Annotated in this window: 20 protein-coding genes, 1 tRNA gene and 3 pseudogenes; 14 read left to right on the top strand and 10 right to left on the bottom strand. The window is 69.1% G+C overall.

Annotation, left to right across the window (positions count from 1 at the left end; all coding sequences use genetic code 11):
• Positions 1-101 precede the first annotated feature (101 nt).
• The 3 genes and pseudogenes from ACIO6U_RS15520 to ACIO6U_RS15530 all read left to right on the top strand — a co-directional run bounded on the left by ACIO6U_RS15520 (position 102) and on the right by ACIO6U_RS15530 (position 2652).
• Positions 102-563: a GNAT family N-acetyltransferase gene (locus ACIO6U_RS15520; RefSeq protein WP_391052737.1), complete on the top strand. Its 462-nt coding sequence runs from the start codon at positions 102-104 to the stop codon at positions 561-563.
• A 432-nt stretch (positions 564-995) separates the two neighbouring features.
• Positions 996-1763, top strand: a complete 768-nt coding sequence (locus ACIO6U_RS15525) for an IS5 family transposase (RefSeq protein ID WP_401719232.1) — start codon at positions 996-998, stop codon at positions 1761-1763.
• Between the two features lie 140 nt (positions 1764-1903).
• A pseudogene (locus tag ACIO6U_RS15530) lies at positions 1904-2652 on the top strand (transposase family protein).
• Between the two features lie 23 nt (positions 2653-2675).
• On the opposite strand, the pseudogene ACIO6U_RS15535 reads toward ACIO6U_RS15530, so the two are convergent.
• Both ACIO6U_RS15535 and ACIO6U_RS15540 read right to left on the bottom strand, forming a co-directional pair.
• A pseudogene (locus tag ACIO6U_RS15535) lies at positions 2676-3002 on the bottom strand (helix-turn-helix domain-containing protein); the annotation flags it as partial.
• 69 nt (positions 3003-3071) lie between these two features.
• Positions 3072-3659: an ATP-binding protein gene (locus ACIO6U_RS15540; RefSeq protein ID WP_401719235.1), complete on the bottom strand. Its 588-nt coding sequence runs from the start codon at positions 3657-3659 to the stop codon at positions 3072-3074.
• Between the two features lie 844 nt (positions 3660-4503).
• Here ACIO6U_RS15540 and ACIO6U_RS15545 point away from each other — a divergent pair.
• Together ACIO6U_RS15545 and ACIO6U_RS15550 are read left to right on the top strand one after the other, a co-directional pair.
• A complete protein-coding gene (locus tag ACIO6U_RS15545) occupies positions 4504-5100 on the top strand; it encodes a hypothetical protein (RefSeq protein ID WP_401719238.1) in 597 nt (198 codons plus the stop codon).
• Positions 5091-5624: pseudogene (locus ACIO6U_RS15550) on the top strand (GNAT family N-acetyltransferase). The gene ACIO6U_RS15545 and the pseudogene ACIO6U_RS15550 overlap by 10 nt, the downstream one beginning before the upstream one ends.
• A 1327-nt stretch (positions 5625-6951) precedes the next feature.
• On the opposite strand, the gene ACIO6U_RS15555 reads toward ACIO6U_RS15550, so the two are convergent.
• Both ACIO6U_RS15555 and ACIO6U_RS15560 read right to left on the bottom strand, forming a co-directional pair.
• Complete coding sequence (locus ACIO6U_RS15555; protein ID WP_401719241.1) at positions 6952-7083, bottom strand: hypothetical protein; 132 nt, start codon at positions 7081-7083, stop codon at positions 6952-6954.
• 486 nt (positions 7084-7569) lie between these two features.
• The gene (locus ACIO6U_RS15560) at positions 7570-11085 is read right to left on the bottom strand and encodes an RHS repeat domain-containing protein (RefSeq protein ID WP_401719244.1); all 3516 of its coding nucleotides are present in this window, start codon (positions 11083-11085) and stop codon (positions 7570-7572) included.
• Between the two features lie 373 nt (positions 11086-11458).
• On the opposite strand from ACIO6U_RS15560, the gene ACIO6U_RS15565 reads away from it, so the two are divergent.
• Together ACIO6U_RS15565 and ACIO6U_RS15570 are read left to right on the top strand one after the other, a co-directional pair.
• Positions 11459-11653, top strand: coding sequence for a hypothetical protein (locus ACIO6U_RS15565; protein ID WP_401719246.1), 195 nt, complete (start codon positions 11459-11461; stop codon positions 11651-11653).
• Between the two features lie 683 nt (positions 11654-12336).
• Complete coding sequence (locus ACIO6U_RS15570) at positions 12337-13104, top strand: transposase (RefSeq protein WP_401719249.1); 768 nt, start codon at positions 12337-12339, stop codon at positions 13102-13104.
• 227 nt (positions 13105-13331) lie between these two features.
• Here ACIO6U_RS15570 and ACIO6U_RS15575 read toward each other — a convergent pair whose 3' ends face one another.
• Positions 13332-14162 carry a class I SAM-dependent methyltransferase gene (locus ACIO6U_RS15575; protein WP_401719252.1) on the bottom strand — a complete coding sequence of 277 codons (831 nt, stop codon included), beginning with the start codon at positions 14160-14162 and terminating at the stop codon, positions 13332-13334.
• A gap of 73 nt (positions 14163-14235) precedes the next feature.
• Here ACIO6U_RS15575 and ACIO6U_RS15580 point away from each other — a divergent pair, with 73 nt between their 5' ends.
• Positions 14236-14823 carry a TetR/AcrR family transcriptional regulator gene (locus ACIO6U_RS15580; RefSeq protein WP_401719255.1) on the top strand — a complete coding sequence of 196 codons (588 nt, stop codon included), beginning with the start codon at positions 14236-14238 and terminating at the stop codon, positions 14821-14823.
• Between the two features lie 80 nt (positions 14824-14903).
• Here the strand turns inward: ACIO6U_RS15580 and ACIO6U_RS15585 are convergent, their stop codons facing one another.
• A complete protein-coding gene (locus ACIO6U_RS15585) occupies positions 14904-15587 on the bottom strand; it encodes a hypothetical protein (RefSeq protein ID WP_401719258.1) in 684 nt (227 codons plus the stop codon).
• Between the two features lie 637 nt (positions 15588-16224).
• Here ACIO6U_RS15585 and ACIO6U_RS15590 point away from each other — a divergent pair.
• On the top strand, positions 16225-16605 hold the full coding sequence (locus ACIO6U_RS15590) for a tyrosine-type recombinase/integrase (protein ID WP_401719261.1): 381 nt from the start codon (positions 16225-16227) through the stop codon (positions 16603-16605).
• 196 nt (positions 16606-16801) lie between these two features.
• Here the strand turns inward: ACIO6U_RS15590 and ACIO6U_RS15595 are convergent.
• Positions 16802-16875, bottom strand: a tRNA-Pro gene (locus tag ACIO6U_RS15595).
• A 159-nt stretch (positions 16876-17034) separates the two neighbouring features.
• Here ACIO6U_RS15595 and ACIO6U_RS15600 point away from each other — a divergent pair.
• Positions 17035-17325: a YiaA/YiaB family inner membrane protein gene (locus tag ACIO6U_RS15600; RefSeq protein ID WP_188280171.1), complete on the top strand. Its 291-nt coding sequence runs from the start codon at positions 17035-17037 to the stop codon at positions 17323-17325.
• Positions 17326-17407: 82 nt separating this feature from the next.
• On the opposite strand, the gene soxR is transcribed toward ACIO6U_RS15600, so the two are convergent.
• Positions 17408-17956, bottom strand: coding sequence for a redox-sensitive transcriptional activator SoxR (gene soxR, locus ACIO6U_RS15605; RefSeq protein WP_401719264.1), 549 nt, complete (start codon positions 17954-17956; stop codon positions 17408-17410).
• 60 nt (positions 17957-18016) lie between these two features.
• Between soxR and ACIO6U_RS15610 the strand changes: the two genes are divergently transcribed.
• Positions 18017-18736: a transketolase gene (locus tag ACIO6U_RS15610; RefSeq protein WP_391051498.1), complete on the top strand. Its 720-nt coding sequence runs from the start codon at positions 18017-18019 to the stop codon at positions 18734-18736.
• A 184-nt stretch (positions 18737-18920) separates the two neighbouring features.
• The gene (locus tag ACIO6U_RS15615; protein ID WP_355342876.1) at positions 18921-19823 is read left to right on the top strand and encodes a transketolase C-terminal domain-containing protein; all 903 of its coding nucleotides are present in this window, start codon (positions 18921-18923) and stop codon (positions 19821-19823) included.
• Between the two features lie 287 nt (positions 19824-20110).
• Here the strand turns inward: ACIO6U_RS15615 and ACIO6U_RS15620 are convergent, their stop codons facing one another.
• Complete coding sequence (locus ACIO6U_RS15620) at positions 20111-20866, bottom strand: hypothetical protein (RefSeq protein WP_401719267.1); 756 nt, start codon at positions 20864-20866, stop codon at positions 20111-20113.
• A 356-nt stretch (positions 20867-21222) separates the two neighbouring features.
• On the opposite strand from ACIO6U_RS15620, the gene ACIO6U_RS15625 reads away from it, so the two are divergent.
• Together ACIO6U_RS15625 and ACIO6U_RS15630 are read left to right on the top strand one after the other, a co-directional pair.
• A complete protein-coding gene (locus tag ACIO6U_RS15625) occupies positions 21223-24213 on the top strand; it encodes a glycoside hydrolase family 2 TIM barrel-domain containing protein (protein WP_401719270.1) in 2991 nt (996 codons plus the stop codon).
• Positions 24210-24830 carry a GNAT family N-acetyltransferase gene (locus ACIO6U_RS15630; protein WP_401719273.1) on the top strand — a complete coding sequence of 207 codons (621 nt, stop codon included), beginning with the start codon at positions 24210-24212 and terminating at the stop codon, positions 24828-24830. Before ACIO6U_RS15625 ends, ACIO6U_RS15630 begins: the two co-directional genes overlap by 4 nt.
• On the opposite strand, the gene ACIO6U_RS15635 is transcribed toward ACIO6U_RS15630, so the two are convergent.
• Entirely contained in the window at positions 24806-26143 is a 1338-nt protein-coding gene (locus ACIO6U_RS15635; protein WP_401719275.1) for an MBL fold metallo-hydrolase, read from the bottom strand. The two genes, ACIO6U_RS15630 and ACIO6U_RS15635, sit on opposite strands and share 25 nt — an antisense overlap.
• Between the last annotated feature and the right edge of the window lie 180 nt (positions 26144-26323).

Below are 26323 nucleotides of genomic sequence, written 5' to 3' on the forward strand. Positions count from 1 at the left end.
GGGCAGAGTGACATCGGCCAGCCGGTAGTAACCGAGAGCCGCCCGCTCGGTGACCACCTCGCGCTAGACGCTGCGTTCCGGGGATCAGGAACGAGGACACCGTGAAAGACGATCAACTCACACTGAGGCTTGCCCAACCCGACGACAGCCAACAATTGGCCGAGATCGCACAGCAAGCGTATGGAACATACGTAGAAGAGCTTGACGAGCCGCCCGCGCCCCTGCGACTCGACTACAGCCGTGTCGCCTCCTCGGGACGAACCTACGTGGCAGAGGAAGCAGGAAAACTCCAGGGCATGGTCACGGTAGAGCGTCACGACTCACACATGGTCCTGAGGAATCTCGCGGTGCGACCCTCATGCCAGGGCCGAGGTATCGGCACGAAGCTGGTCTCCTTCGTCGAAGAGTTCGCACGCGATGCCGGAATGGATGCGGTCAGTCTGTGGACCAGAGTCGAAATGCACGACAATATCGCCTTCTACCAAAGGCGGAATTACACCGTCACGCACCACGAGCATTCCGAACAGGCAAGCCGTGTGTTCTTCCTCAAGAAGCTGCGCTGACCTCGCCTTGCGCCGGAGGCTCCGCGAAGCAGCGCTCGCCCCGACCGGCACGCTCCCCGTCTGCGTCAGTTGTCTCGCCAGACATCCTCACTCACCGCGGCTCGCCCACTGCGCTCGTAGGCCCTCCCGAGAACATCCCCACAGCGGTGTGGGAACTACTGATCACCGCCGCCACTGCAGAAGCCTGCTTCGGCATGGGTTACGCCACCTACACCAGCAACCACTTCGCCCAAGCCGCCAACGCCTGCACTCGCGCGGCCAACAACGGCGACACCAACGCCATGCACAACCTCGGCATCCTCCTCACACAGGAGAACGACACTGAGCATTTTCCAACCTGCCGGTGGGCGCGTGCAGTTGGGGTGACAACGTGGCGAAGCCCCTGGTAGATGGGTTTTCGACCAAGAAATCCGTCTCCACCAGAGGCTTCGTGTGCTTGTCTACCCGTCGGGCGTCGACGTGTCCAGTTCTGCCCTGCGCTTCCTGTCCGCCAAGCTCCGTCAGCGCCGCCGGGAGCTCGGCACCCGCTGGCGGCGCCTGAGTGCCGGCCGCCAGGCCCTGCTCACTCTCGTCCATCTCCGCAACGGCCATCCGTATGCCCAGCTCGCGGCCGGGTTCGAAATCGGGACCACGACGGCATACCGCTACGTCACCGAGGCCGTGGACCTCCTGGCCGCCCTCGCACCCACCCTGGCCGATGCCGTGCGCGCCGCGTCGACGAAGGCGTTCATCCTCCTGGACGGCACGCTCCTGCCCATCGACCGCATCGCCGCGGACCGGCCCTTCTACTCCGGGAAGCACAAGAAACACGGCATGAACGTGCAGGTCCTCACCGATCCGTCCGGCCGACTGCTGTGGGCCTCACCGGCCCTGCCCGGCACCGTCCACGACATCCGAGCAGCCCGCGAACACGGCATCATCGACGCCCTCGCCCAGGCCGACATCCCCTGCTGGGCCGACAAGGGCTACCGCGGCGCCGGCGGAACCGTCCGCATCCCGTACCGGGGACGATGGGAGACCCTCTCTGCCGGTCAGCAGGCGGTGAACCGGTCCCACGCGAAAATCCGCGCCCTCGTCGAGCAGACCATGGCGACCCTCAAGAACTGGCGACTCCTGCGCAAACTCCGGTGCTCCACCACCCGGATCACCAGCCTCATCCAAGCCGTCCTCACCCTGCATCTGACCAGCTCAAACCCATGATGGAAAAGGCTCACTGAGCGTTTTCAGCGTGGCTACTGATCGGGTGACGGGGCGGCGTGGGATCGGAGCGCGCAACGGACAGGCTCCCGTGCCGTTGAGGGAGGTGTTCGACGTCTCAACTCAGCAACACAGGAGCCCTGTTGGTTCCGTATCCTGCCGCACTCGACCTGCCGCACGCCCTGGTCGAGTGGGTCACGATGCTCATCGTCACCCGTGAAGGTGACCGCCGGTGCAAACTCCCGCCGCACCGGCGTGCGCTGATCGCACTGGTGTACTTGCGCCGCCACGACACCCTCGCCCGTATCGCCGTGGCCTTCGGGATATCAGTCGGCACCGCCCATGCCTACGTCACCGCGGTCACCGGCCTGCTCGCCGAGCAGGCGCCGGGCCTGCTGAAGACGCTGCGCGCACACGATCCGGACTTTGTCCTCCTGGACGGCACGCTCGCAGAGTGCGACCGTGTCGGCGACGGAAGGGCCGACTACTCCTCGAAACACAAGCAGCACGGGTGAACGTGCAGGTCGTCACAGACCCCAGCGGGGAGATCCTCTGGCTGTCGCCGGCCCTGCCGAGCCGAACCCACGATCTGACAGCCGCCCGCAACCACAGGATCCTTCGGACCTGCGCGCGCCAGGGCGTCCCGATCCTCGCCGACATGGCCTACATCGGTGCCGGCGACTGGGTCACCACCGCCAAGCGCCGCCCACCAGGAGGTGAACTCAAACCCACCGAGCAGACCGCGAACCGGGCCCTGTCCGCAGCCCGTGCACCCGTCGAAAGAGGCATGGCACGACTGAAGTCCTGGCAGATCTTCCGCAGATCCCGCATCAGCCCCAACCGCATGAGCGTCATCACCAAAGCCGTCCTCACTCTGGAGAGGCAACGCTGAAAACGCTCAATGACTGCCTGGATGCGGTCGATATGGCAGAGACGGCGGGTACCGGCTTCGATCTGGCTGATCGCACCCTGGCTCAGACCGGTCAGCGCGCTCAGATCGTTCTGGCTCATGCCGGTGGCCGATCGCAAGAGCCGGAAGAGCACGCCGAAATTCCACTGCGCCACAGCGGCTGCGACCTCCGGATCCGCCCAGACGGCACACGGGATGAAACCCGACCGGATGCAGACCGAACATCTCGTGTCGTCGCTGTAGCGGCTCAGGTAGGCGCCGCATCCTGAACAGGCACTTCGACGGGTCGTATCAGCAGTAGCGGCTGTCGCGCCGTTGACTAAGTTCGTCATTCGGCTACCGCCTGGTGGATCGCCTCGAAGTCAGCGATGCCGATGGTTGGCATGACGAGATCACGAGGCTTACCGCGTGTTGGCATGACGCCTCGCAGCCGCCGTAATCGCGTATCGCTTGTTCACCGACCGCTTGGACGGCCCCACTACTTCCTGCCATAGCGAGTCAGCATGATTGCCGTCGGAACGCCCATCGGCGGCTTTACCCGGCGAGTCGCTGGCAGGGACGGGGAGCTTGGCCCAGACGAGCTTGCCCGGGTGGCCAACGTTGAATTGGAAACCCCATTGGCCGTCAGTGAGCCCCGAGATCAGATGCAGGCCGCGCCCGTCCTTCGACTCTGCGGACGGCGGTCGGACAGGTGGGTTCTGGCTTTCGTCGGAGACCGCGATCACAAGCTGCCGCGCGGAGACCCACATCATCAGGGAGCACTGGCGAACCTCGGGCTGCCCGTGGGCCGGGCTGAAGGGCTTGGTCGCACCGCTGGCATGGCGTATGGCGTTGGCGACGAGTTCATCGACGATCAGCGAGCAATCGCCCGCCACGTCGCAGGGCAAACCCCAGCGTTCAGCTATGTCCCGTGCGTGCTTGCGGGCGTGCCGGACAGCGGAGGGTTCGCAGGTGAGGTCCAGCCTGCTCTGTGGGAAGCTGGAAGCCATGACCACGCCTCTCGTTCAGCGACGGAGGACCCCGCTTGGGACCCCGGAGTAAAGCTGTTGCCGTGGACAGTGAACGAGGACAGCGCTCGTTTCGGGAGGAAACTCTTCGCAGCGTGCACTCGCAGACAACCGGAAACTTTTGAGGCGAGGCTCGCTTGACGCCTTCACTCGGTGCCGATCGCGCGGCTGCGGTGGGTGGGTGGAGGGCAACAAGCTGCTGCAGCGCAAGATGGCCGGGCGGGGCTTCACCCAAGCCGAGTTAGCCGAGGCCCTGAACAACTGGCTGCGGCAGCACGGCGAGGAAGGCACCGTTAGCGACCGGATGGTGAGGTACTGGCTCACCGGAAAGACGCGACGACCCAGGAAACGCACCAGGCTTGCGCTGGAGGCAGTATTCGGGTGTTCCCTGGAAGAGCTGGGGTTTGAACCGCCAGCTCAGGCCAGTCCCGCGCTCAAGACGGAGCAGTCCGTGAACCGCAGGTCGTTCGTCAACAGCACCACCGCAGCAGCAGCCGCACCCCTTCTCGGTGGCCACCTCGGTCGGGTTCCGCGAGGTCTCGACTATCCGCCACAAGCTCGACGCCTTGAACGCGCTGGATCAAGAGCAGGGCGGTCACGACCGGTTGGAAAGGGCAGCCCTGGACGCCGCGTCGGAGACGCTCAGCCTCCAACAGGGACGCGCCACACAAGCCGTCCGCCGAAGACTGTTCAGCCTGGCGGCCGACCTGACGGCGACGGCCGCCTGGACAGCACTTGACGCCCGAGCCTTCGCCCGTGCCCGGGAGCATCTGGACTCCGCTCTTGTCCTGGCCGGCATGGCCCAGGACAGTGTGACGGACTGCGTGTGTGGAAGACCCTGGCGATGCTGGAATTCAGCGCTCACCGATACGCGGATTCGCTGGCGGCAGCCCAGGCCGCCCAACGAACAGGCGCCGTCCGGCGCGATCCGATGTACGCGGCCCTCGGGCACACCCAGGCCGCAGTCGGGCATGCGGCTCTGGGCGATCGCCAGGCCACCCTTCGCAGCCTCGGATACGCCGAGGAGGCCATGATCAGGGTTCCGGACGTGCAGCGGCCGACGTGGGTTTCGTTCTTTGGACACGGCGAGTTGTACTCCGTCGTGGCCAGCACGCAGCAGAACCTCTCCCGGCCGGCCGACGCCGAGGCCGCCTCCTACCGGGCCTTGTCGGTGCTCCCCGCGCAGTTCCGGCGCAACAGGGCTTCCGTAAAGGCGCGCTTGGCCATTTCGCTCATCCATCAAGGAGAGATCGAGCAGGGGTGCGCGAGGGCCGAGGAGGTCTTCCGGATCATGGATAGCCACCCCCTTCCTGGCCGTCTACGCTCCTTGATCGGTGACTTCCACCGCGATCTGCTGACGCAGGCCCCTGACTCCAGGGCGGCTAACGACTGGGCGGATCGCTTCCGAGCTGAATGGACCTGACCGACGTGACCGAACTTCGCAGGTACACCGTTGAGGATCTGTCGTCGATCCGGCAGATGCTGATCGATGTCCACGCCGACGCTTTCGCCGACCAGATGGACGACGAGTTCCACAGGCGGTTCCCGTGGTTCGTCGACCAATGAGGCAGCCGGAAGGACTTTGCCTGCGTGGTCGGATACGACGGTGACGAACCAGTCGGCTACGCCTACGGCGCTCCGGCCACCGAGGGACGCGAGTGGTGGCGGCCCTTCATGGAAGAGCCGAATGACACCTCCACCTTCTCACTGTCCGAGTTGATGGTCCGGCCCCGCTGGCGGAAGCAGGGCATATCCGCGCTGCTGTACAAGGCGCTGCTTGACGGCCGATCGGAAGCGATGGCCGCCCTCTCAGTTGACACCGCTCATCCGAAGGTGCAGGAACTCTACGAATCGTGGGGCTACCGAAAGGTCGGCGAGTCGCGGCCCTTCGCCGACTCACCGCTATATGCGCTCATGGTTGCAGACCTTCCTCTGCAATCGGACTGATCGCACTGCTTGTAGGCGTAGTGGTCAGGTTGGGCTCCTTGTCGTGGGCGGAAGCGATGGCCTAGGCGGGTGCAAGCCCGAGGCCGCCGCTGCGGCGCAATGCGCGGAATAGCCGGTGGGCGGCGGTGGGGTGAGCAATAGTCAATGCTTGTGGATGGCTTGGTCACAGCAGAGGATCGGTTCCCCGGATCGCCTGCCAGCGGCAGCCATGGGTGGCTGACGTGAGGTGATCGACGCCTGTGCCTTGGAGGGTGACGAGCGCGGTGTGGACCGGGGCGAGTTTCCCAACCGAGCAGCGTTAGGCGAGGATCTGCGTCAGGCTGGCCATTCTCGAGCGGCGCGCAGGGTTTCCCTATGCGCTGCGCATGATCGGGGTGGATCTGAATGCGGCGCTCCCGGAAGGTGGGGATAGTGGAGACCCGGTCGGCTCGGTGGCCCAGTTGCAGTACGTTCGGCTGGGGTCCGATGCAGCTCGCGTGTACCGGGTGGCTGCCTTGTGGCCGTGGGAAGAGCTCAGCGTCGGGCCGGTTGCCGCAGCCGCCCAAACGAGCCAGCGCGAGGCCGCACAGGCGCTGGTTCAGCTTGCGGAACGCCATTTGCTGGAGATCACCGATGGCGGGGGCGATCGCTTTCGTCCTTCCGTTCGAGCCCACGCAGCCAACACGGCGTTACGCGTGCATGCGATGACGCGGTCAGCAGGAACGTCGCATGGTTCCTCCGCTAAGCCAGCCAGGCCGACGCCGCTGCGTTCAAGGAGCGTTGGCGTGTCGGCCCTCTTTACCAGGAGATCGGCCCAGGACCGTACGGCAGTGAGGAAGAGGCCGTCGCCGAGCTGCTTCCGCAAGTAAGCAACCTGGTGCAGTCGGTCCTGGCTGCGCCGGATGCCGGGCACTTCGAAATTGGGTGGTGGGTTGGTGGTCGGCCGCCAGCGGCAGCGGGAGTTCCGGCATGACGTGCCGGCGGAGCGCGGCCCAGTGTCACCGCGGTGGCGGGGGAGTTGGGTGCGGAGCTGGCGTCGAGGGCACCTACTACGCGGGGCTCCGATCGGAGGAGGAGCCGTCGCGGTGACCCTGGCGGACTGCACCCTGCCCGAGAGCGGCTGGGGTCGGCTGGTTCTGCACCGCACCCACCCCGAGGCACGCAAGAAATAGACTGACAGCGGCGAGTCCCAGGGCGGCGGCTGAAGAGTCGGCCGCCGGGCGAGGTCGGCATATTGGCCTTCTCGCCACCTCTGATGAAAACAGAAGGGTTCGATCTGCTATTTTCTTTACTATGAGGGAAGCGGGAAATAAAATTTCCCGCTTCCCTCATAGATCAATGCTCCCGGTCATTTCTTATTGCGTTGTCCTCGGCTGACCCAGATCAGCGATGCCAGGATTGCAACAAGGAGGACGATTGCGATAGTGACGCGGAGCGGCTTGCTGAGCTCGTCCTGGGCCCAGGGGACGAACAGGAACATAGCCACTATGGTCACGGCCACAGATGCGAACCACGCAACGACTCTGGTCCTGTAGGTGCTCACCGCTCCTCCTGGTGGCTGACTACGAGCTGCGCAGCGCGTTTTTTTTTGCGCATTTGACGGTGGCTCCGGCCCCTCCCGAGACGGCTTGGTTCTCCTAGCGCTTTCGAGTGAGTAGAACGATAAGAAAATAGAAGAAAGCCACTAGGGCAACTACGAGCACGGTTATTCCCAGAGCGGCCCCGCTGAAAGCCAAATAATACGCCTGGGGTTCGGTCCCCTGCCCGGAGCTGATTACCGTGCTATCGGTCACCACTTTTTGCCCCTCCGTTCCCTGTACTTTCGCATACCTCCGGTTCGCATGAAAAGTTGGAATGCTATGAGGGCGGCGACAACCACCACGATGACGAGCCAGACGAAGATATTCACCGGGTTCCTTTCGGTTCAGGGGCCGGGCAAGGGTGCCCGGCCCCCAGGCATACCAGGTCAGAACAGGCTTGCCCCTAGTTTGAAGGCGTCCTTTGCGTCGTTGAGGAAGCTCACGGCTTCGGAGGCGTCGCCGGAACCGCTGGGCCCGTAGTCGCCCACGATGTCCAGCCCTGTATCGATGGCGCAGCCGGTCGCGGCCTCAGTGGCGAGGCCGATTCCCGTGGTGGCGGTTCCTGTGAGTCCTGCGACGAGCGCTCCTTGAGCTCCACCCTTGAAGCAGGACGTCGCGTATTTCGACCAGGGCACCTCGCCGGTCGGATCGACGTTGTTGATGGGGTCGTCGCCGGCGTAGGCGTAGCGGTTTCCCTGGGCCGGGTCGGCGAGGAAGGAGTGTGCATCCTGGCTGGTGAAGCGGCCGGTGGTGGGGTTGTACCAGCGTTGGCCGTATTTGATCCAGCCGGTGGTGCGGTCGTAGGTGCCGCCGACGTAGCGGTAGGGGTTCTGGGCTGCGGCTGATCCGGTGGCGGTGGTGGTCTGGTAGGCGCCGTAGGGGTCGTACTGGTAGACGGTGGAGGTGACCGTGGACTGGTTGATGAATTCCACGGGGCTGCCGAAGCCGTCGATGATGTAGTACGCCTCGGTGCCGGTGGTGGTGCGCAGGACCAACGGCTGACCGGTGGTGGGGTCGTGGTCGATGTAGGCGGTGCCGGCGTCGAGTGTGACCTGTTCGATGACGGGCTGGCCGTTGCCGTCGGGGCGGCCGTAGACGTAGTCGACGTTTTGGCCGTCGTCGGTGGTCTGGTGGGTCAGTTCGGTCTGGCTGGTGCCGGCGTAGGTGTAGGTGCCGGTTCCGGTGGAGGTGGTGGCCGCGGTCATCTGGCCGGCGCCGTTGTAGGTGACTGAGGACAGCGACGGGGTTTTCGTGAGGTTCCCGGCGGCGTCGTAGGTGTAGCCGCTGGTGGTGATCTGGTTGGCGGCGTTGTGGGTCAGGGTCGTGGCGCCGGTGGCGGTCGTGCGGTTGCCGCGCGGGTCATAGCCGTAGCTGTACGTGGTCCCACCTCCCGAAGTCGCCACTGACGTCAGCCGGTTGCCCGGGTCGTATCCGTAGGCCGTCGTTTTCCCCGTCAGGTTGTCCTTAGACCACTGCAGGAGGCTGCGGTCGTCGGTGGTGGCGGCGGAGCAGGTGGTGCCGGGGGTGCCGCCTGCGGCGCGGCAGTAGGTGACGTCGAACTGGCGGGTGGGTGAGGTGGCGGGGCCCTGGTCGGCCCAGACTCGGGAGGGGCGGCCGGAGGCGTCGTAGTCCTGGTGGACGTGGGCTTTGTAGAGGGTGTGGTTGTTGTCGGTGCCGTACCAGGTGTCGGTGCGGCGGCCGTGGTCGTCGTAGGCGAAGCGGATCTTGGTGGAGGTCGGCGCTGCGGTGATGAGCTGGGTCAGCAGGTTCGCGTCGTCGTAGCTGTAGGTGGCGGTGCCGCGGGCGTCGGTGAGGGTGACGAGGTTGCCGGACTTGTCGTATCCGTAGGTGAGGGTGCCGCCGCCGGAGGTCGCGGTGCGGGTGGCCAGGTGCCCGAGGTCGTCATAGGTGTAGGTGGTGGTGCCGGTGCCGTCGGTGCGGGTCCAGACCCGGCCGAAGCCGTCGTAGGTGTACCCGACGGCGTGAGTGCTGTCGGAGTAGGTGACCGAGGTGATGCGGTCCGCGTCGTCGTAGCCGTAGGTGGTGGTGATGTTCCGGCCGTCCTTGGCCGTGGCCAGGCGTCCGTACTTGTCGTAGCTGAAGGTCTGCCCGCCCAGGGAGCCGCCGGTCACCGGGGTGACGGAGGTGGCCTGGTGGGTGGCGGAGTCGTAGCCGTAGGTGGCGCTGGTGCTGTTGCCCGGGTCGGTGGACGTGGCGACGGTGCCGTCGCTGTTGTAAGTGACCTTGGCGTTGGCGGCGTTGGCGTCGGTGCTCTCGTCGCGCTGCCCGGCGCCGGTGTAGTGGTAGGTGCTGGCGTTGGACTGGGCGTCGGTCGAGGAGGACGGCAGGTACTTGCTGGCGGGGGCGGTGTTGCCGTAGAGCGCGGACTGCGACGAACCCGTGGGGGAAGTCGTCTTGGTCAGCGACTCGCCGCCGTTGGCGTTGTACTCGTTCGACGAGGTCGAGGCTCCGCTGCCGGACCCGACGGTGCTGGTGGAGGTGTCGAAGTTCGCGGTGTACGTCTTGGAACGGACGTTGCCGTCGGCGTCGGTGGCCTTGGTGACGTGCGCGGTGTTGTCCGAGGTGAGGTCGTAGGTGGTGTGCGGAACCGTGGAAACCGACTGCGTCTGGTCGGTGTCCGGCGCAGCCAGCAGGGTCTGCGTGGCAGACGGGTACGACAGCCGGGTGACGGAGTCGCCGGGGGAGCCGGTGGCGGTGTTGTGCTGGGTGACGGAGGTGACCCCGCGGGCGCCGTAGGTGAAGTTGGTGATGCCGCCGCCGGGGTTGGTGATCGACGTCAGTTGGTGGGCGGTGTAGCCGAAGGACGTGGTGCGGTTGAGGGTGTCCTTGACCGAGGCCAGGTCGCCGCTGCTGTTGACGGTGTAGGTGACGGTGCGGACCGAGCCGTCCGAGGCGGTCTGCTTCAGCGTCGTCACATGACCCGACGCATTGGCGTACACGCCGGTGCGCTGACTGGTGGTGCCGCGGGTCGCGATGATCGAGGCCGGCAGGCTGCCGCTGTAGCCGAGTGTGGTGGTGTTGCCGTTGCGGTCGGTGATCTTCGTGAGTTTGCCGGAGGAGTCGAAGGTCTGCTTGGTCTGGCTGGCGTGGTCGGTCAGCGTGTAGGTGCCGTCGCTGTTCTTGACCAAGTCCGCCTTGAACCCGCCCGGCGCGGTGAAGCCGGTGCCGGTGGACACGAACAGGCCCGTCACACCGGCCCGGCCGCGGTAGGTCACCGATCCTTCCTCATGCACCGTCAGCGAGACGTCGTACGGGGTGAGCAGCCACCCGTACCCCGCCGGAGCCGACGTCGAGGTGAACCCGGATCCCACCGACTCGCTGTTGTACGACGCGCCTAGACCGACATCGGCGTTGATCCCGGGCAGCGTCAGATCGCTGGTGGACACCAGTACATTCCCCGAGCCCACGTCGACCTGCGCCGAGACATGGTCGCCGGCGGAGAACGACAGCCGCGTCGCACCCGGCCGCGCCCCGGCCGCCAGCATCGGCGAGACATGCGTGTCCTGAAGCGTCGTCAACGCCGAGCAGGTGCCGCTTTGGCAGGCCTGCACCTGCCAGTCGAACTCCGTACCGATCGGCATCGACGTCGGCAGCGTCAGCCGGGCGACCGAGCCCGAAGCGACCGTCACCGTACCGCCGTTGACCAGGTCCCACGCCCCGTACGCGGCATACGTCCCCGCGAAGAACTTCGCCGTGACCTGCCCGCCCGACGGGCTCGAGACCTTCGCGGTCAACACCGGCTTGACACTGTCGACCAGCGCCACCGCCTGCGTCGGAACGTCCGGCGCGGCAGCCACCGCCGGCGCACCCGCCGCGATGACCACCCCCGTGGTCGCGACGCCGAGCACCGAGCCCCAGCGTCCGAGTATGCGTTTCCGCACTTGCAGTCCACCCCCATCACAGTCCGTGCCGCACCAGTCGGCGGGCACGCCTGAAACATCCTGGAGGGGCCCGGCAGTGGAACGTTGTCCTCCGGCAAACGAATGCGATGCGTGACAGCGATGGCGTTCGGTCACCTCAAGATCTTTCGCGCGATGCACCGCGGTTTCGACGGAGCAATGGTGCTCCAATCCAACATGTCGCAGCGCTAATTGGCGTGTCGACCGAGGATTCGACCGCGTCATCGCCCGGGGTGACGTTCTTCACGGCATAAGCCCACTCAATCCGGGAATCGCACGCGATTGCGATTCTCTTGAGGTTTTGTGCACAGGAGTGGGCTAGTTCAAGAAGAACCCGCCCGGGTGGTACGAGGAGATGCACGAGCGTCAGCGCAAGGCCCATTCTTCACGCCGCATCCGAGTCGAGCACGGCATCGGCCATATGAAGAACTGGAGATCCCTCGCCCGCCACCACGGCCGCCGCGAAGACATGAGCGACATCATCCAAGCCGTCGCCGCACTGCTCTCCCACCAGCAGGCCGCCACGTCGGCGATCAGCACGCAAAGGTGAGCACAACCGCCGACCCACGGTCCTCGACGCGCCACCGCCAACCATGCACGAGCTCGTAAGGGTTGTCCCGCTATTTGTGCGTCCGGCCCATCGTGTGGTGGCGCGGACACTGACCGGGCGGCCGACTGGCCAGATCGGGCTCTAGGAATCCGGTTGGGCCCGCCCGCGGACGATGCGTATCCTCTCGGACCATGTGCTACCACGCGTTCAACGGTGCCTTCCGGCACTACGTATGCATCGCGTGCCGGCTCTCCTTCAAAGGCACCACATGGCCGATCCGGAAGCGCATCTGTCCTGGCTGTCGTGAACAGCTCGTCTTCGCCGGCTACGACTTTGCTGCGCCCCGGCGACGCGACACGAAGGCATGGTCAGTTGTTGCGACTGTGCTCGCGGAGGGGCTGACCTACGATCACCGCCCCGGCTGCGGCTGCTCACGGCTCCCCTCTTTCCGGCCCCGGACCCGAGCTCAGGTGCGTGTCCGGCGCCGCGCAGCCGAGCGGCTGGGCCTGCCTCTGTCGGTGACTCTCGCTCGACGCGACGCCTTCACCTCAGAGAGCCGCGACGAGCAACCGCAATCTCCGTCGGCCGCGAAGCGCGATACGACCTGAGCGCCGCGGCGACGCGGCAAGCCGCGCTGGCCATGTGAGCGGTCAGGGCGTGGTTCGCCTTGAGAAGATCCCGCTGTGGCTGGAATGATCACGGCAGCGGAGCCGTCCTGGATACCCCCGTTCACCGGGCTGCGCTCGCGCGACTTTCGAAAGCTGGTCACGCTGTTGCGCCGAGAAGGCGCCAATCGAACTCGCCGCGGGCGTCCCTGGTCACTGCCGCTGGAAGAGCGGGTACTTCTGGTCACCGCGTACTGGCGGACCAACCTGACGTTGCGGCAGCTCGCCCCACTGTTCGGTATCTCCAAGTCATCCGCCGACCGGATAATCGGCCACATCGGGCCGCTGCTGGCACTCAAGCAGCGGCAGCGGTTCCACGCCGGCACCGTGCTCATCGTGGACGGCACACTGGTGCCTACCCGCGATCACAGCATCGCCGAGCAGTCCAAGAACTACAGGTACGCGACCAATCACCAAGTGGTCGTCGACGCTGACACACGGCTGGTCGTTGCGGTCGGACGACCAGTGCCGGGCAACCGCAACGACTGCAAGGCATGGGCAGAATCGGGTGCGAAGGCAGCCGTCGGCAGGACCACGACCATCGCCGACGGCGGCTACCAGGGCACTGGCCTGGTGGTCCCGCATCGTCGGCCCGCGGGCGGCGAACTGTGCGGATGGAAGCATGAGCACAACCGCTCCCACAAACAGGGCAGGGCTCGTGTAGAGCACGTCTTCGCGCGCATGAAGACCTGGAAGATCCTTCGCGACTGCCGACTCAAGGGTGACGGTGTCCACTACGCGATCTTGGGTATCGCCCACCTGCACAATCTTCGTCAGGCCCGCTGATCGGACGGCCGACCGGCAACCAGGAGCGCACAAGATCAATTGCGGGACAGCCCTTACTCCCTGAGTGTCGGCGTTCCGCCTCGATGCGCGCGATGGGGGCGCTGCTGATGATGGCCGCGGCCCGGGGCAAAGGGCCGGAGAAACTTCCCCTCTTGCGAGTCTTCTTCCCGCTTCCCCCGGGAACGTTGCTGTGCTCATCGGTGTACTCGCGCCCGGCGTTGCGGCGGTCACGCCGTCTGGGAGCGGGTGGAGGTGATCACGATGGATGTGTAGGGCATGGTGGCGTGGCCGCCGAGCTTGTCGATCGCGGTCCCGGCGCTGTCCAGGACCTCCGCCATTTTGTCTGCGGGGAGTTGGGTGAGGCCGCCGAAGGTGGGGAGCTGGTCGAGCCACTCCTCTCGGGAGTAGGTGCGCTCCCAGGCGAAGCGCCACTGTTCGGGCTCGCTGAAGCTGCCAGTCTGCCGGATCCCGTCGGCGATTTTCGCGAACAGCGGCTGGTAGGCGTCCACGGCCGAGCCCCTGAGCAGGCCGGGGTTGAACGGGGAATCGGGGGCGACCCGTTGGAGTACTTCTGCGAGGGCGTCGATCACCTCGGCCGGGAGCTGGGGGACGTGGTGGAAGGGGGCGAGTCGGCCGCCGGGCTTAAGCACCTGGGCCGCCTTGGCCGCGCCGGCGACGGGGCCCACCCAGTGCCAGGCGGTGCCGGCGATGACCGCGTCGAACTGCCGCCCGGCCGGCTGCCAGTCCTCGAACCTGGCGACCTCGACCTCGATACGGCTGCGTCGCGCGAAGGCGGCCATCCGCTCGTCGGGCTCGACACCGAGCACCGTGCAGCCGGCCGCCTGGAACTGCCGGGCCTCGATGCCGGTCCCGGCTCCGACGTCGAGTACGTGCCGGCCGGGGCTTGCCGCGACGATCCTGTCCACCAGGGCCTGGGGATACGGCGGTCGGGCGCGGTCGTAGCGTTCGGCGTCCACTCCGAACGACTCGGCTGTCTGCCGGTGGCGGTGGGGCTCGGGGCCGGACTCGGACGGCTGTCCCTGCGATAAAGTGGGCATGCGCCCACACTAGTGGGCGCATGCCCACTTGTTAAGGCAGAGCGGCGCGGAGAGGGAGACAATGCCGTCAGGGGTGCACATCCACAACGTGCGCGGTCAGCTGTTCGAAGCCGCCGAGCGTGTCCTGCTTCGGGACGGGCCCTACGCGTTGACCAGCCGGGCGGTCACGGAGGAGGCGAACTGCGCCAAGGGTGTGCTGCACCGGCACTTCACCGATTTCGACGCTTTCCTGGCAGGACTGGTCCTCGACCGCGTCCGCGGCATCGAGGACCGGACCGCGACTCTGCGCGCGGCCGCCGGCACCGGGAGCGTGGTGGACAACCTCGCCGACGCGCTGCAGGATCTGTTCGGGCCGGTCACGGTGGCGATCGTCGCGCTCATCACTTTCCGTGACGGCCTCCGCGCCCGGCTGCGCGAGGCCGGTCTGACCGGCATCCCACTCGCCATGCAGGGCACCGCCATGATCGCCGCATACCTCACCGCCGAGCGGGAGTCGGGGCGTCTGGCCGGTGACGCCGACATCGACACACTCGCCCCCACCCTCGTCGGGGCCGGGCACCTGCTATTCGCCGACCGGACAAGCGCCCCACCGCAGACTGCCGCCGTCCACAAGATGGTGACCACCGTCATCGCCAGCGCCTTGCGACCACTCCCATCGTGACCTGAGCGCACAGCCCGCACGTCGCCGCCAGCGGCAGACAGCTCCCAGAACAGGGCACATAACGGTCAGCTACTAGAGGCTTACCCAATCGTCGTCTCGGTGTCTGACGGGCCGGCTGCGTAGGTGTAGCGCAAGCTGGCCTGGGCGCTGAGGTTGAACATGGTGGCGATGCGGAGGGGATCGGGTCCGGCGGCGGTCGCTTCTTCGAGGGCCCGGTCCTGGCGGAGGCTGTCGGCCGTGGCGGGCAGCCCCTTGAACAGGCGCTTGAGCCAGAAGTCGCTGACCGGACTCTTCCTCTTGGCTGTCTGCTGGGTGCGGACGAGATATGGGCTTGCCATCGCCGCTGGGCGAGGCAGCAGGCCGCAGACCGAGACGCCGTCGATCTGCCGTGCTCGGCGGCCCAGCGGCCCTTCGGACGCGGTCAGCGTCCAGACGAGAACGGAGCTGTAGAAGGCTGCGCTCACCTGCGCGTCGTCCGTGATGAGCTCGGCCCAGGCGAACGTGCTGGGCTGGTCGCTGCGGCCTGGCTCCGCGGCGTCCCCTGCCTCCCGGAGCGAGAAGCGCGTGCCCGCGGAGTCGGCGACGAGCGCAGTGACGGCGCCGGTGCTGTCGGGGGACGGAGGCAGCAGCACGGATCCGCCGACCGCGGCGACCTCGTCGACCCCGACATGGAGCACCCAGCCGGGTGCGGGCGCGTCTTCGCCGGAGGCCGCGCCGATGGGCGCGACGGGGGCGCTTACCCACTGGGACTTCGGGCCCAACATCCTTCCCGTGGACCGGGTGGCCTTCCAGGTCACTGCCGTGGCCGACTGGGGGTTCGCCCACTTCGGCGGCCCCCTCGAGGACCTGTCCCGATGCGAGCAGATCGTCGGGATGCACCACGCCGAGCACCGCCAGGGGCCCGACCGCCTCTTCCGTGTCTATGGCGGGCGGGTGGCCGGTTCGCCAGGCGGCCGGGTGCGCCGACTTGGAGCGGTTCTGCTGCCAGTGGACGCTCCACGGTCACCCGGGCCGTCCACAAGATCCGCCCGTTGCTGGCCGCTGTAGCCGATCACCCACCGCGCCAGCCAGGCATCGTCGGTACCCGCAACGGACCCGCTCGGACATACAACTGCAGTCCGAACAACGAGCCTGCCGTGTCCCGGTCCGCGTAGTGATGGTCACCACGTCCTGCGTCATGGCCGCCTCCTCCACGGCTACTGGATCCAGGCGGGAAATGGACACGTATGACGACGAACTGAGTCGCAAGGTGGACGCCTGGGTCCGGGAGCAGCTCACTGCCTCGCCGGAGTGGGCACCCGAGCAGTACGTCAGCCTTCGTCGCCATCTGAAGGCTGACCCGCCTTCTGTCGACACAGTGAAACCGCCCGCGGTGTCCCCCTCATCGAAGAAATTCGGCCCATGGTCGCCCGACGCCTGCTGACAATCGGCGACCAACCCGACGCCCGCGTCTTCACCGGCCCCCGCGGCGGACGGATCACCACCGCCGTCCTGCGCGACGCCACCCACTGGGACGACGTCGTGAACTCACTCGGCTACGAACACCTGCGCCGCCACGACCTGAGACACACCGGCCTCACATGGATGGCGGACGCCGGAGTCCCCCTGCACGTCCTGCGGTTGATCGCCGGCCACGGCTCCCTGCAGACCGCTCAGCGCTACCTCCACCCCGACCTGCAGTCCGTGGTCCACGCCGGCCGCACGCTCAGCAACCACCTGAGCACTACCCCCGGCCTCCCGCCGCCCTCCCCCGGCATGTCCGCGACCCTGCGGAGATTGTAGGAACCAGACAACTCCGCGTAGGGCTGAGATGAACATGGCCCCCGACGAAATCACGCTGACCTGCGGCTTTTCCACGACCGTGGTCCCCAGGCGGTCCCCAGGAACCTGACGCCCCATCACATGGAGACAGTTGCCGACAAGCCGAAGGGCCCGCTGACCTGGCTAAATGCCAGTCCAGCGGGCCCTTCGTGCACCGTCGGGACGACAGGATTTGAACCTGCGACCCCTTGACCCCCAGTCAAGTGCGCTACCAAGCTGCGCCACGTCCCGGTGCTTGGTCGGTCGGGGTGGTGGCCCCGGGTGACCGTGCACGAGAACGATACCGCACCTCGGGGGGTGTTTGTGCGCAGAGGGGGTGGGGGCCTGGGCGGGGGGAGTTGAGTAGGGGTACTCATGTGGGGTGGGGCGGGGCGGGGGGAAGGTCGGGGCATGACGAAACCGATTCAGCAGGAGACGACGGCGGCGTATGCGGCGCAGGCGGCGATCTCGTTCGCGGTGGCGCTGGGGGCCATGGTGGTCGGGGTGGCGTATCTGCCGGTGGGGGGGTGGGAGCGGGCGTTTCTGGGGCTGGGGCTGCTGTATGTGGTGACGGCGGCGTTCACGCTGGCGAAGGTGGTGCGCGACCGGCAGGAGGTCGGGCAGGTCGTGAGCCGGGTCGACCAGGCGCGGCTCGACAAGCTGCTCGCGGAGCACGACCCCTTCAAGATGGAGGGCATCTAGTCGGCGGCCCGCGCGTGACGCGTGCGGGTGACGGACTTCCGACGGTCGGGGGCCTCCACGGGGACCGCCCCGGCGGGGGCCCTCAGGGCGTAACGGGGGCGTCGGACGCGTCGCACGGGGAGGACGCGAAAGACGGGGAGGGGGCGTCAAGAGGAGAGGGCGCGGAAGCCGTTTCGGGAGGCGTGTCGCCCAGCAGATAGCGGGCTCCGGGGCCCGCCGCCCCCGCCGCGTCGTCGACGTTGTAGAGACCGCAGCGCGTCAGGGAGAGGCAGCCGCACCCGACGCAGCTGGTCAGCTTGGCCTTGAGGCGTCGCAGCTCGGCGATCTGGTCGTCGATGCGCTGCTCCCAGGACCGGGCCACGCCGTTCCATTCGGCGGTGGTGGGGACGTGGTCGACGGGGAGCCGGGCGAGGGACGCGCCGACCTCGTCGAGCGAGAGCCCGATGCGCTGGGCGGCGCGGATGAAGGCGAGCCGGCGCAGCGTGGAGCGGCGGTAGCGGCGCTGGCCGCCCGAGGTGCGCTCGGAGTGGATCAGCCCGAGGTCCTCGTAATAGCGCAGCGCGGAGGCGGCGATGCCGCTGCGGGCCGAAAGCTCGCCGATGGGCAGCAGGTCACGGGTGGAGAGGGTCACATCGGCCCAGCATACGCTTGACTTCAAGTCGGCTTGAAGTTGCAAGGTCGTCCCATGACGATGACGCACCGCACCGGGCCGTCCGGCCACTCAGAACAGCCCGAGCGCTACGGGTACGACGACCTGCGCCACCTGATGTCGCGGATGACCGGCGACGAGAAGCACGACACCGCCGCCACGTCCACCCTCGACGTCCTGTGGGTGCTGTACGACCGGGTACTGCGGGTCGGGCCCGAGAGCGCCGACGCCCCGGACCGGGACCGCTTCCTGCTGTCGAAGGGCCACGGCCCGATGGCGTACTACGCCGTTCTCGCCGCCAAGGGCTTCATCCCGTACGAGTGGCTGGCCGGTTTCGGGACGTACGACTCCCCGCTCGGCCACCACCCGGACCGCACGCTCGTACCGGGCGTCGAGATCGGTTCCGGGTCGCTCGGGCACGGGCTCGGTCTGGGCGTCGGCAGCGCGCTGGGGCTGCGGGCCCAGGGGCTGGACGAACCGGCGGTATGGGTGCTCGTGGGCGACGCCGAGATGGACGAGGGCAGCAATCACGAGGCCGTGCAGTACGCGGGGGCGGTCGGCCTCGACCGGCTCCATGTCGTCGCGGTCGACAACGCCTCGGCCACGTACGGCTGGCCCGGCGGGCTGGCCTCGCGGTTCGCCGCCGAGGGCTGGTCCGCGGTGACTGTGGACGGCCGGGACCACGCCGCGCTGTACGAGGCGTTCACCGCGCCGCATCCGGGACGGCCGCACGCCGTGGTCGCCCGCGTCGAGCCGAAGTGACCGCCGGGTCCACGGGTGACGGCAAGCGACGTCACCCGAACGTCGACACCCGAGCGACAGCATCCGAGACCGCGACCGACGCCGAGGCCGATGCGGAGACCGAGGCCGAGGACAGGCCGACACCGCGACCGCGACCGAGACCGCGGCTGAGGGCAGGCGAAGAAACGACATGACTGGGGATTCCATGGACACCATGCGGGAGCGGTTCGCCGCCGTCACCACCGAACTGCTCGACTCCGATCCGCGGCTGGCCGTCGTCCTCGCCGTGATCTCTTCGGACCGCTTCAGTGACGCCGCCCGCGCCCACCCCGACCGGGTGATCGACGTCGGGATCAGGGAGCAGTTGCTGGTCGGGGCGACGGGCGGACTGGCGCTCGCCGGGCTGCGGCCGATCGCGCACACCTTCGCGAGCTTCCTGACCGAGCGGGCCTTCGAGCAGGTCAAGCTCGACATCGGGCATCAGGGCGTGGGCGCGGTCCTGGTCAGCGCGGGGGCCTCGTACGACGTCGCCGCGGGCGGGCGTACGCATCAGGCGCCGGGCGACGTCGCGCTGCTCGACACGCTCGACGGCTGGACCGTCCATGTGCCGGGGCACCCCGACGAGGCCGACGCGCTGCTGCGGCACGCGGCGGCGGACGGCGACAGCCGCGTCTACGTACGGCTCAGCGATCACTCGAACGTGGCGCCGCGACCCGTCTCGCCCGGCCGCTTCCAGGTGCTGCGCGAAGGGCGCGCCGGGGTCGTCCTGGCCGTCGGGCCCATGCTGGACGCCGTCCTCGACGCGACGGCCGGGCGCGATGTGACGGTGCTGTACGCCTCGACGGTACGGCCGTTCGACGCGGCGACCGTACGGGAGGCGACCGCTCGGACCGATGCGGCCGACCTCGTCGTCGTGGAGCCCTACCTCACCGGTACGTCCTCGGCGCACGCCGCCGAGGCGCTGGCCGACGTCCCGCACCGCGTGCTCGCGCTCGGCACCCGCCGCGCCGAACTGCGTCACTACGGCACCTGGCAGGAGCACGTGGCCGGGCATGGCCTGGACGCGCGGTCGCTACGGGCCCGGATCGACGCGTTCCTGCGGGTCTGACCCGCGAGGGGACGTGGCGGAGGGCGGCACCGCCCGCATGCGGGCCGAGGCCGGAACCGTACGACCGGGGCGCGGGCGGCAAGGCCGGGGCGCGGTCCGAATGCATGGAACTGAGGGCCGTTGACCCCGGCCGCGGTCGGAAAGTTCGGGGCCCCGAACCGCCCCGGCCGGGGTCGGGAAAGCCTCGGTGCCCGTACGCGCCCGGCCTCGGTCCCGGGCCAGGCTCCGGCTCCGGCTCCGGTCCCGGCTCCCGGCTCCCGGCCTAGAGCCGACTCGGCGAGAACCCCTCAGGCCCCGTGCCCGCCCTCCGGCGCCGGTACGGCCCCCTGCCGCGGTACGCCCGCCGAGTGCGTCGGCTGCGCGGCGGCGGGCCCGCCCTCGAAAGCGCCAGCACCCGCTGGAGCAGCCGGACCGCCAGGAGCCCCGGCAGCGCCCGGACCACCAGGCGCGCCCGACCCCGGCGCGGGCGGCACCGCCCCCTTGCCGCTCCCCCCGGCGGCACCCCCGCCGGAGGCGCCCGGTTTCGGCGGCGCCGCAGAAGACCGCCCCACCTGCCGCCGCGCGTCCTCCGCGCTGTTCTGCGCGCCGAGCGAGCCGAAGTAGAAGCCGGAGACGGTGGCGAGGACGGTCATCAGCGAGGTGACGATGGTCTTGCGGAGGTCGCCGGAGTCGGCGCCCGAGGACAGCATCGCGACGGCCAGCGCGAAGGCGACGAGCGCGAGGATGAGGACGGCGATGACGCTGCGGGTCAGACCGCGGACGCCGCGCGGCTCGCGAAGGTCGCGCAGCAGGTCGCGTACCTCGTGGTCGCGGGCCGCGTCCTCGAGCAGCCGGTCGGTGATCTGCTGGCGCCAGGCCGTGGCCCGCCGCACATCCATGATCAGCGGTATCACCGCGACCGCTGCGACGGCCACGACCACCACCGAGATGAGGACGAGCGCGGAGCCGCCGTTGAGCCCGCTGATCGGCTCGGCCGCCGCGGCCGGCCCCCGGCCGGTCCCGGCATTCGCCGCCGCGACGTGAACGGTCGTGAAGTCCGTCATGGTGAAGCGCCCCCCTCGTCCGCACCACGGGTCCGCCCCCCGCGCCCCGGGCGGGCATGCTCCCAGCGCCGCCGTACGCCGGTCAAATCGGCAGGTACCGCCAACTCCCCTACTGCGGGGAGCAGTACGTCACCGCCGCGCCCGGCGCGGAGCCGACCCGCTCCCCGGGACAGGCCCTAGCCACGCGGGCCCTCATCTCAGGAGAATCATCCGTGACCGACCAGGCCACCGGCATGTCCCAACGCCGTTGGGGGCCGCGGAGCCTGGCGGCCGTACAGCCCGATACCGCCCCATACCCGTACAGCCGCATGCGATACAGCGGGCACACCACCAGCATCCTCATGAGGAGCAGCACGATGCGCGACGCGTCACAGTCCGGGGTAGTTCCGTACTACGAGGATGTGTCGCCCGGCACCGGCGCGCTCGCGCCGCGCGCGTGGTGGGCGGTGTCGGACGCGCGGCGGGTGAATCTCGGCGGTGCCTGGCGCTTCCGGCTGTCGGCGACGGCGGACGCGGAGGACGACTCCTTCGCCCAGCCGGGGTTCGACGCGACGCGCTGGGGCGCGGTGACGGTGCCGTCGCACTGGCCGCTCCAGGGGCACACCCATGAGCACGAGTACGGGCGGCCCGCGTACACCGACGTCCGTTTCCCGTTCCCGGTCGACCCGCCGCACGTGCCGACGGAGAATCCGACCGGTGACCATCTGCGCGCCTTCGACCTGCCGGACGACTGGCCGGGCGGCGCGGCGGTGGTGCGTTTCGACGGTGTCGACTCGTGCGCGCGGGTGTGGCTGAACGGGCAGGAGCTGGGGACCTTCAAGGGCAGCAGGCTGCCGGTGGAGTTCGAGGTCGGCGAACTGCTGCGCCCGCGCGGCAATGTGCTGGCGGTCCGGGTCCACCAGTGGTCGTCCGGCAGCTACTTGGAGGACCAGGACCAGTGGTGGCTGCCCGGCATCTTCCGCGATGTGACGCTGATCGAGCGGCCCGAGGGCGCGGTGACCGACTTCTTCGTGCACTGCGGCTACGACCACGCGAGCGGCACGGGCACGCTGCGGGTGGACTGCGAGCCGGGCGGGACGGTGACCGTACCGGAGTTGGGGCTCGACCTGGCGACCGGTGAGGAGGTGACGGTGCCGGTGGAGCCGTGGTCGGCGGAGGTACCGCGGCTGTACGACGCGGAGTTGGCGACCGAGGGCGAGCGGATACCGCTGCGGATCGGCTTCAGGACCGTCGCGGTGGAGGGCGGTGTGCTGAAGGTCAACGGCCGCCGGATTCTGCTGCGCGGGGTGAACCGGCACGAGTTCGACCCCGACCACGGCCGGGTGGTGGACGGCGAGACGATGCGTCGCGACCTGCTGCTGATGAAGCGTCACAACATCAACGCGGTCCGCACCAGCCACTATCCGCCGCATCCGGCCTTCCTCGATCTGTGCGACGAGCTGGGCATGTGGGTGATGGACGAGTGCGATCTGGAGACGCACGGTTTCGAGGTGGTCGGCTGGCGCGGCAACCCGGTCGCCGACGAGCGGTGGACGCCCGCGCTGCTGGACCGGGCCGCGCGGATGGTGGAGCGGGACAAGAACCATCCGTCGGTGGTGATGTGGTCGCTGGGCAACGAGTGCGGCACGGGCGCCGGGCTCTCCGCGATGGCGGACTGGATCAGGCGCCGTGACCCGGCCCGGCCGATCCACTACGAGGGCGACCTCACCTGCGCCGACACCGACGTCTACTCCCGGATGTACGCCAACCACGCCGAGACCGAGCTGATCGGCCGCCGCGAGGAACCGCCGCTGGCGGACGCGGAGTTGGACAAGCACCGGCGCGAACTGCCCCTCATTCTCTGCGAGTACGCGCACGCGATGGGCAACGGACCCGGCGGGCTCAGTGAGTACCAGCGGCTGTTCGAGGCGTACGAGCGCTGCCAGGGCGGTTTCGTCTGGGAGTGGATCGACCACGGGCTGCGGCAGCGCACCTCGGACGGGACGTCGTACTTCGCCTACGGGGGCGACTTCGGCGAGGAGATGCACGACGGGAATTTCGTCTGCGACGGGCTGGTCTTCCCCGACCGCACGCCGTCACCGGGGCTGACCGAGTACAAGAAGGTCGTCGAGCCGGTGAGGATCGAGGGCGACGCGGAGCGCGGCACGGTCACGGTGACCAATCTGCACGACTTCACCGACCTGTCGTATCTGGCGTTCCGCTGGTCGTACGAGGTGGCGGGCGCGCGGAGCGACGCGGGCCGGTTCGAGGTGCCGTCGCTCGGCCCCGGGCAGAGCGCGGTGCTCGAACTGCCGCGGGCGGCGCGGACGGTGGGCCGCGGCGAGGGGTGGTGGACGGTGCGGGCGGTGCTCGCCGAGGACACCGCGTGGGCGCCGTCGGGTCACGAGGTGGCGTGGACGCAGTTCGCGGCCCCCGCGCCGGCGCCCGCGGCCACCGCGCGCGTCGGCGATCCGCACTCCCCGCGGCTCGCGGAGGGCGGTCTGATCGTGCTGGGCCCCGGCGTCTTCGACGCGGCGGACGGCACGCTGCGCTATCTGGAGGGCGCGGCGGTCACCGGACCCGTGCTGGACGTGTGGCGTGCCCCGACCGACAACGACCGCGGCGCGGACTGGAATCCCGAGGGGCAACTGGACCGGCTGTGGCGGGAGTTGGGTCTCGACCGGATGCGGCACCGGATCGTCTCCGTGGCCGTCGGCGGTGACGCGCTCACCGTCACCACCCGGGTCGCCCCGGCCTCCTCCGACCTGGCGCTGCGTACCGTCTACACCTGGACGGCCACCGGGGACCGGCTGCGCCTGGGCGTCGAGGTCACGCCCGAGGGCGACTGGACGCTGCCGCTCCCCCGGCTCGGGGTACGGCTCGGCCTGTGCCAGACCCTGGACCGCGTCGAGTGGTACGGCGGCGGCCCCGGCGAGGCGTACCCCGACACGCGCGCCGCGTCCCGGATCGGCCGGTACACCGGCACCGTGGACGGGCTCCAGACGCCGTACGTACGCCCGCAGGAGAACGGCGCACGCGCGGACGTGCGGTGGGCGCGGCTGCGCCGCGCGGACGGCACCGGGCTGCACGTGGAGGGCGAGCCGCCGTTCTGGTTCACCGCCCGTCCGTGGAGCACCGGGGAACTCGACCGGGCCACGCACCCCCACGAGTTGACGCGTTCCGAGGTGCTGTGGGTGCACCTCGACCACGCGCTGCACGGCATGGGCAGCGCGGCCTGCGGCCCCGACGTACTCCCCCGGCACCAACTGCGCGCGGCGCCCGCCGCCTTCGCGTTCACCTTCATGAGCCTGCCCGCCGCCGCGGACCCCGAGGAGCCCGCGGACCTCCCGCTTCTGGAGACCGAGTGACCACCGCGATACGCCCGTTCGAGCCGGAGGACCTGCCCGCGCTGTACGACATCTGCCTGCGCACGGCTGACGCGGGCGGGGACGCGAGCGCGCGGTATCCGGAGCGGGACCACGAGCTGCTGGGGGCGATCTTCGCGGCGCCGTACGCCGTGCTGGAGCCGGAGGCGGCCTTCGTGCTGGACGACGGGCACGGCCGGGCGGTCGGTTACGTGCTGGGCACCGGTGACACGGCGGCCTTCGTCGAGCGCTTCCGCGACGAGTGGCTGCCGACGGTCGCGGACCGCTTCCCCGAGCCGGCCGGGGAGCCGGGGACGCCGAGCGAGGCGATGGCCGTGCTGCTGCACCACCCGGAACGGATGGCGCAGCAGCCGGAGTTGGCCGCGTATCCGGCGCATCTGCACATCGATGTGCTGCCGGACTTCCAACGCGGCGGCCACGGGCGGGCGTTGATGGAGGCGTTCCTCGGCGCCCTGGCCGCCAGGGGCGTACCGGCGGTGCATCTGGGGATGCTCACCGCCAATGCTCCCGCGCGGGCCTTCTACGACCGGCTCGGCTTCCACGAGATCGCGGTGCCGGACGCCGGGGAGCTGACCTACTTGGGCCGCGCCACCTCGTAGTCGCCGCTGTCCGTACGACCGGCGTCCTCGGAATCGGAGCCGGAAGCGGACTCGGAAGCGGACTCGGACCCGGAGCCGGACTCGGCCGCCGCGTCCCCGTCCACGCTTCCGGGAGCCTCGGGAGCCTCGGCGGTCTCCGACCCGTCCGGCGCGTTGATCCGCTCGGTCCCCTCCGCGTGCTCCGGCCGCTCGGGCCAGCCGCCCGCGGGCGGCATGGCGACGGCCCGCCACCACCAGTCCTCGGGCTGTTCGTCGGCGGGCTCGAAGGGCGCGCCGGGCCGCGGGGTGGCGATCTTCGCCCCGGTCTCGCGCGCGGCGGCGACGCTGCCCTCGGCGGGCACCGCCCAGGAGTGCATGGCCAGGTTGAAGGTGGCCCAGTGGATCGGCAGCATCGTGCCCGCGGGCGTGCCGCCCGACAGGTCGCTGTGCGCCAGCAGCCCCTCGGCCGGGGTCATGTGGATGTCGGGCCAGTACTCGCTGTAGGCGCCGATCTGGATCATCGTGGCGTCGAACGGGCCGTGCTGCGCGCCGATGTCCGCGAAGCCGGGGAAGTAGCCGGTGTCGCCGCTGTGGTAGATGCGGTGGGTGCCGTCGGTGACGGCCCAGGACGCCCACAGGGTCTGCTGGCGACCGCGCAGGCCGCGTCCGCAGAAGTGCCGGGCCGGGGTGGCGGTCAGGGTGAGCCCCGCGATCTCCGCGGACTCGTTCCAGTCCAGCTCGCGCAGCCGCTCGGGCGGTACGCCCCAGTGCTCCAGGTGCGCGCCGACGCCCAGCGGCACCGCGAAGACGGCGTCGCTGCGGACCAGCGCGACGATGGAGGGCATGTCCAGGTGGTCGTAGTGGTCGTGCGAGATGACGACCGCGTCCAGGCCGGTCAGCGACTCCAGCGGGACCGGCGCGGGGTGCACGCGCTTGGGGCCCGCGAAGGCGAAGGGCGAACAGCGCTCGCCCCACACCGGGTCGAACAGCACGCGCCTGCCGCCGATCTCGGCGAGCACCGTGGAGTGGCCCATCCAGGTCAGCCGCAGCCCGGAGGCGGGCGGGCGCGCGATGTCGGCGAGCGTGGTGGGGTGCAGGGGCACCGGCCCCGCGGGCTTGCGCGGCTGCCTGGCCTCCTTGCGGAAACTGGCCGGAAGCGCCTTGAACATGCTGCCGCTGGGGACGCTGCGGGCGCCGACGGGGTTGACGAAGGCGCCGTCCGCGTAATTCGGTGAGGAAAGGATGCGTTCCAGCCGGGCGCCCGTGGGGTCCGCGCCGAACGACGGGGGGCGCATCTTCACGAGGCGGGACGGCTGTCGGCCGGCGCCGGTCACGGGTCCTCCAGAGCAGATGACGACGAGCGGCGGGGTCCCGCCACCACCCATTATGCGGCGGTCCGCCGCGCCCGCCTGGGCGCCGAGGCCCCGGGCCGGGCCGCCTTCACCGGTTCTCCCCCGTCCCCGGTGTCACATCTGCCGTCATATCCGCTTACGGTGGCCCGGCCGCCGCGACGG

Source organism: Streptomyces sp. NPDC087422, assembly GCF_044744145.1.
In the GTDB taxonomy this organism is placed as follows: Bacteria; Actinomycetota; Actinomycetes; order Streptomycetales; family Streptomycetaceae; genus Actinacidiphila.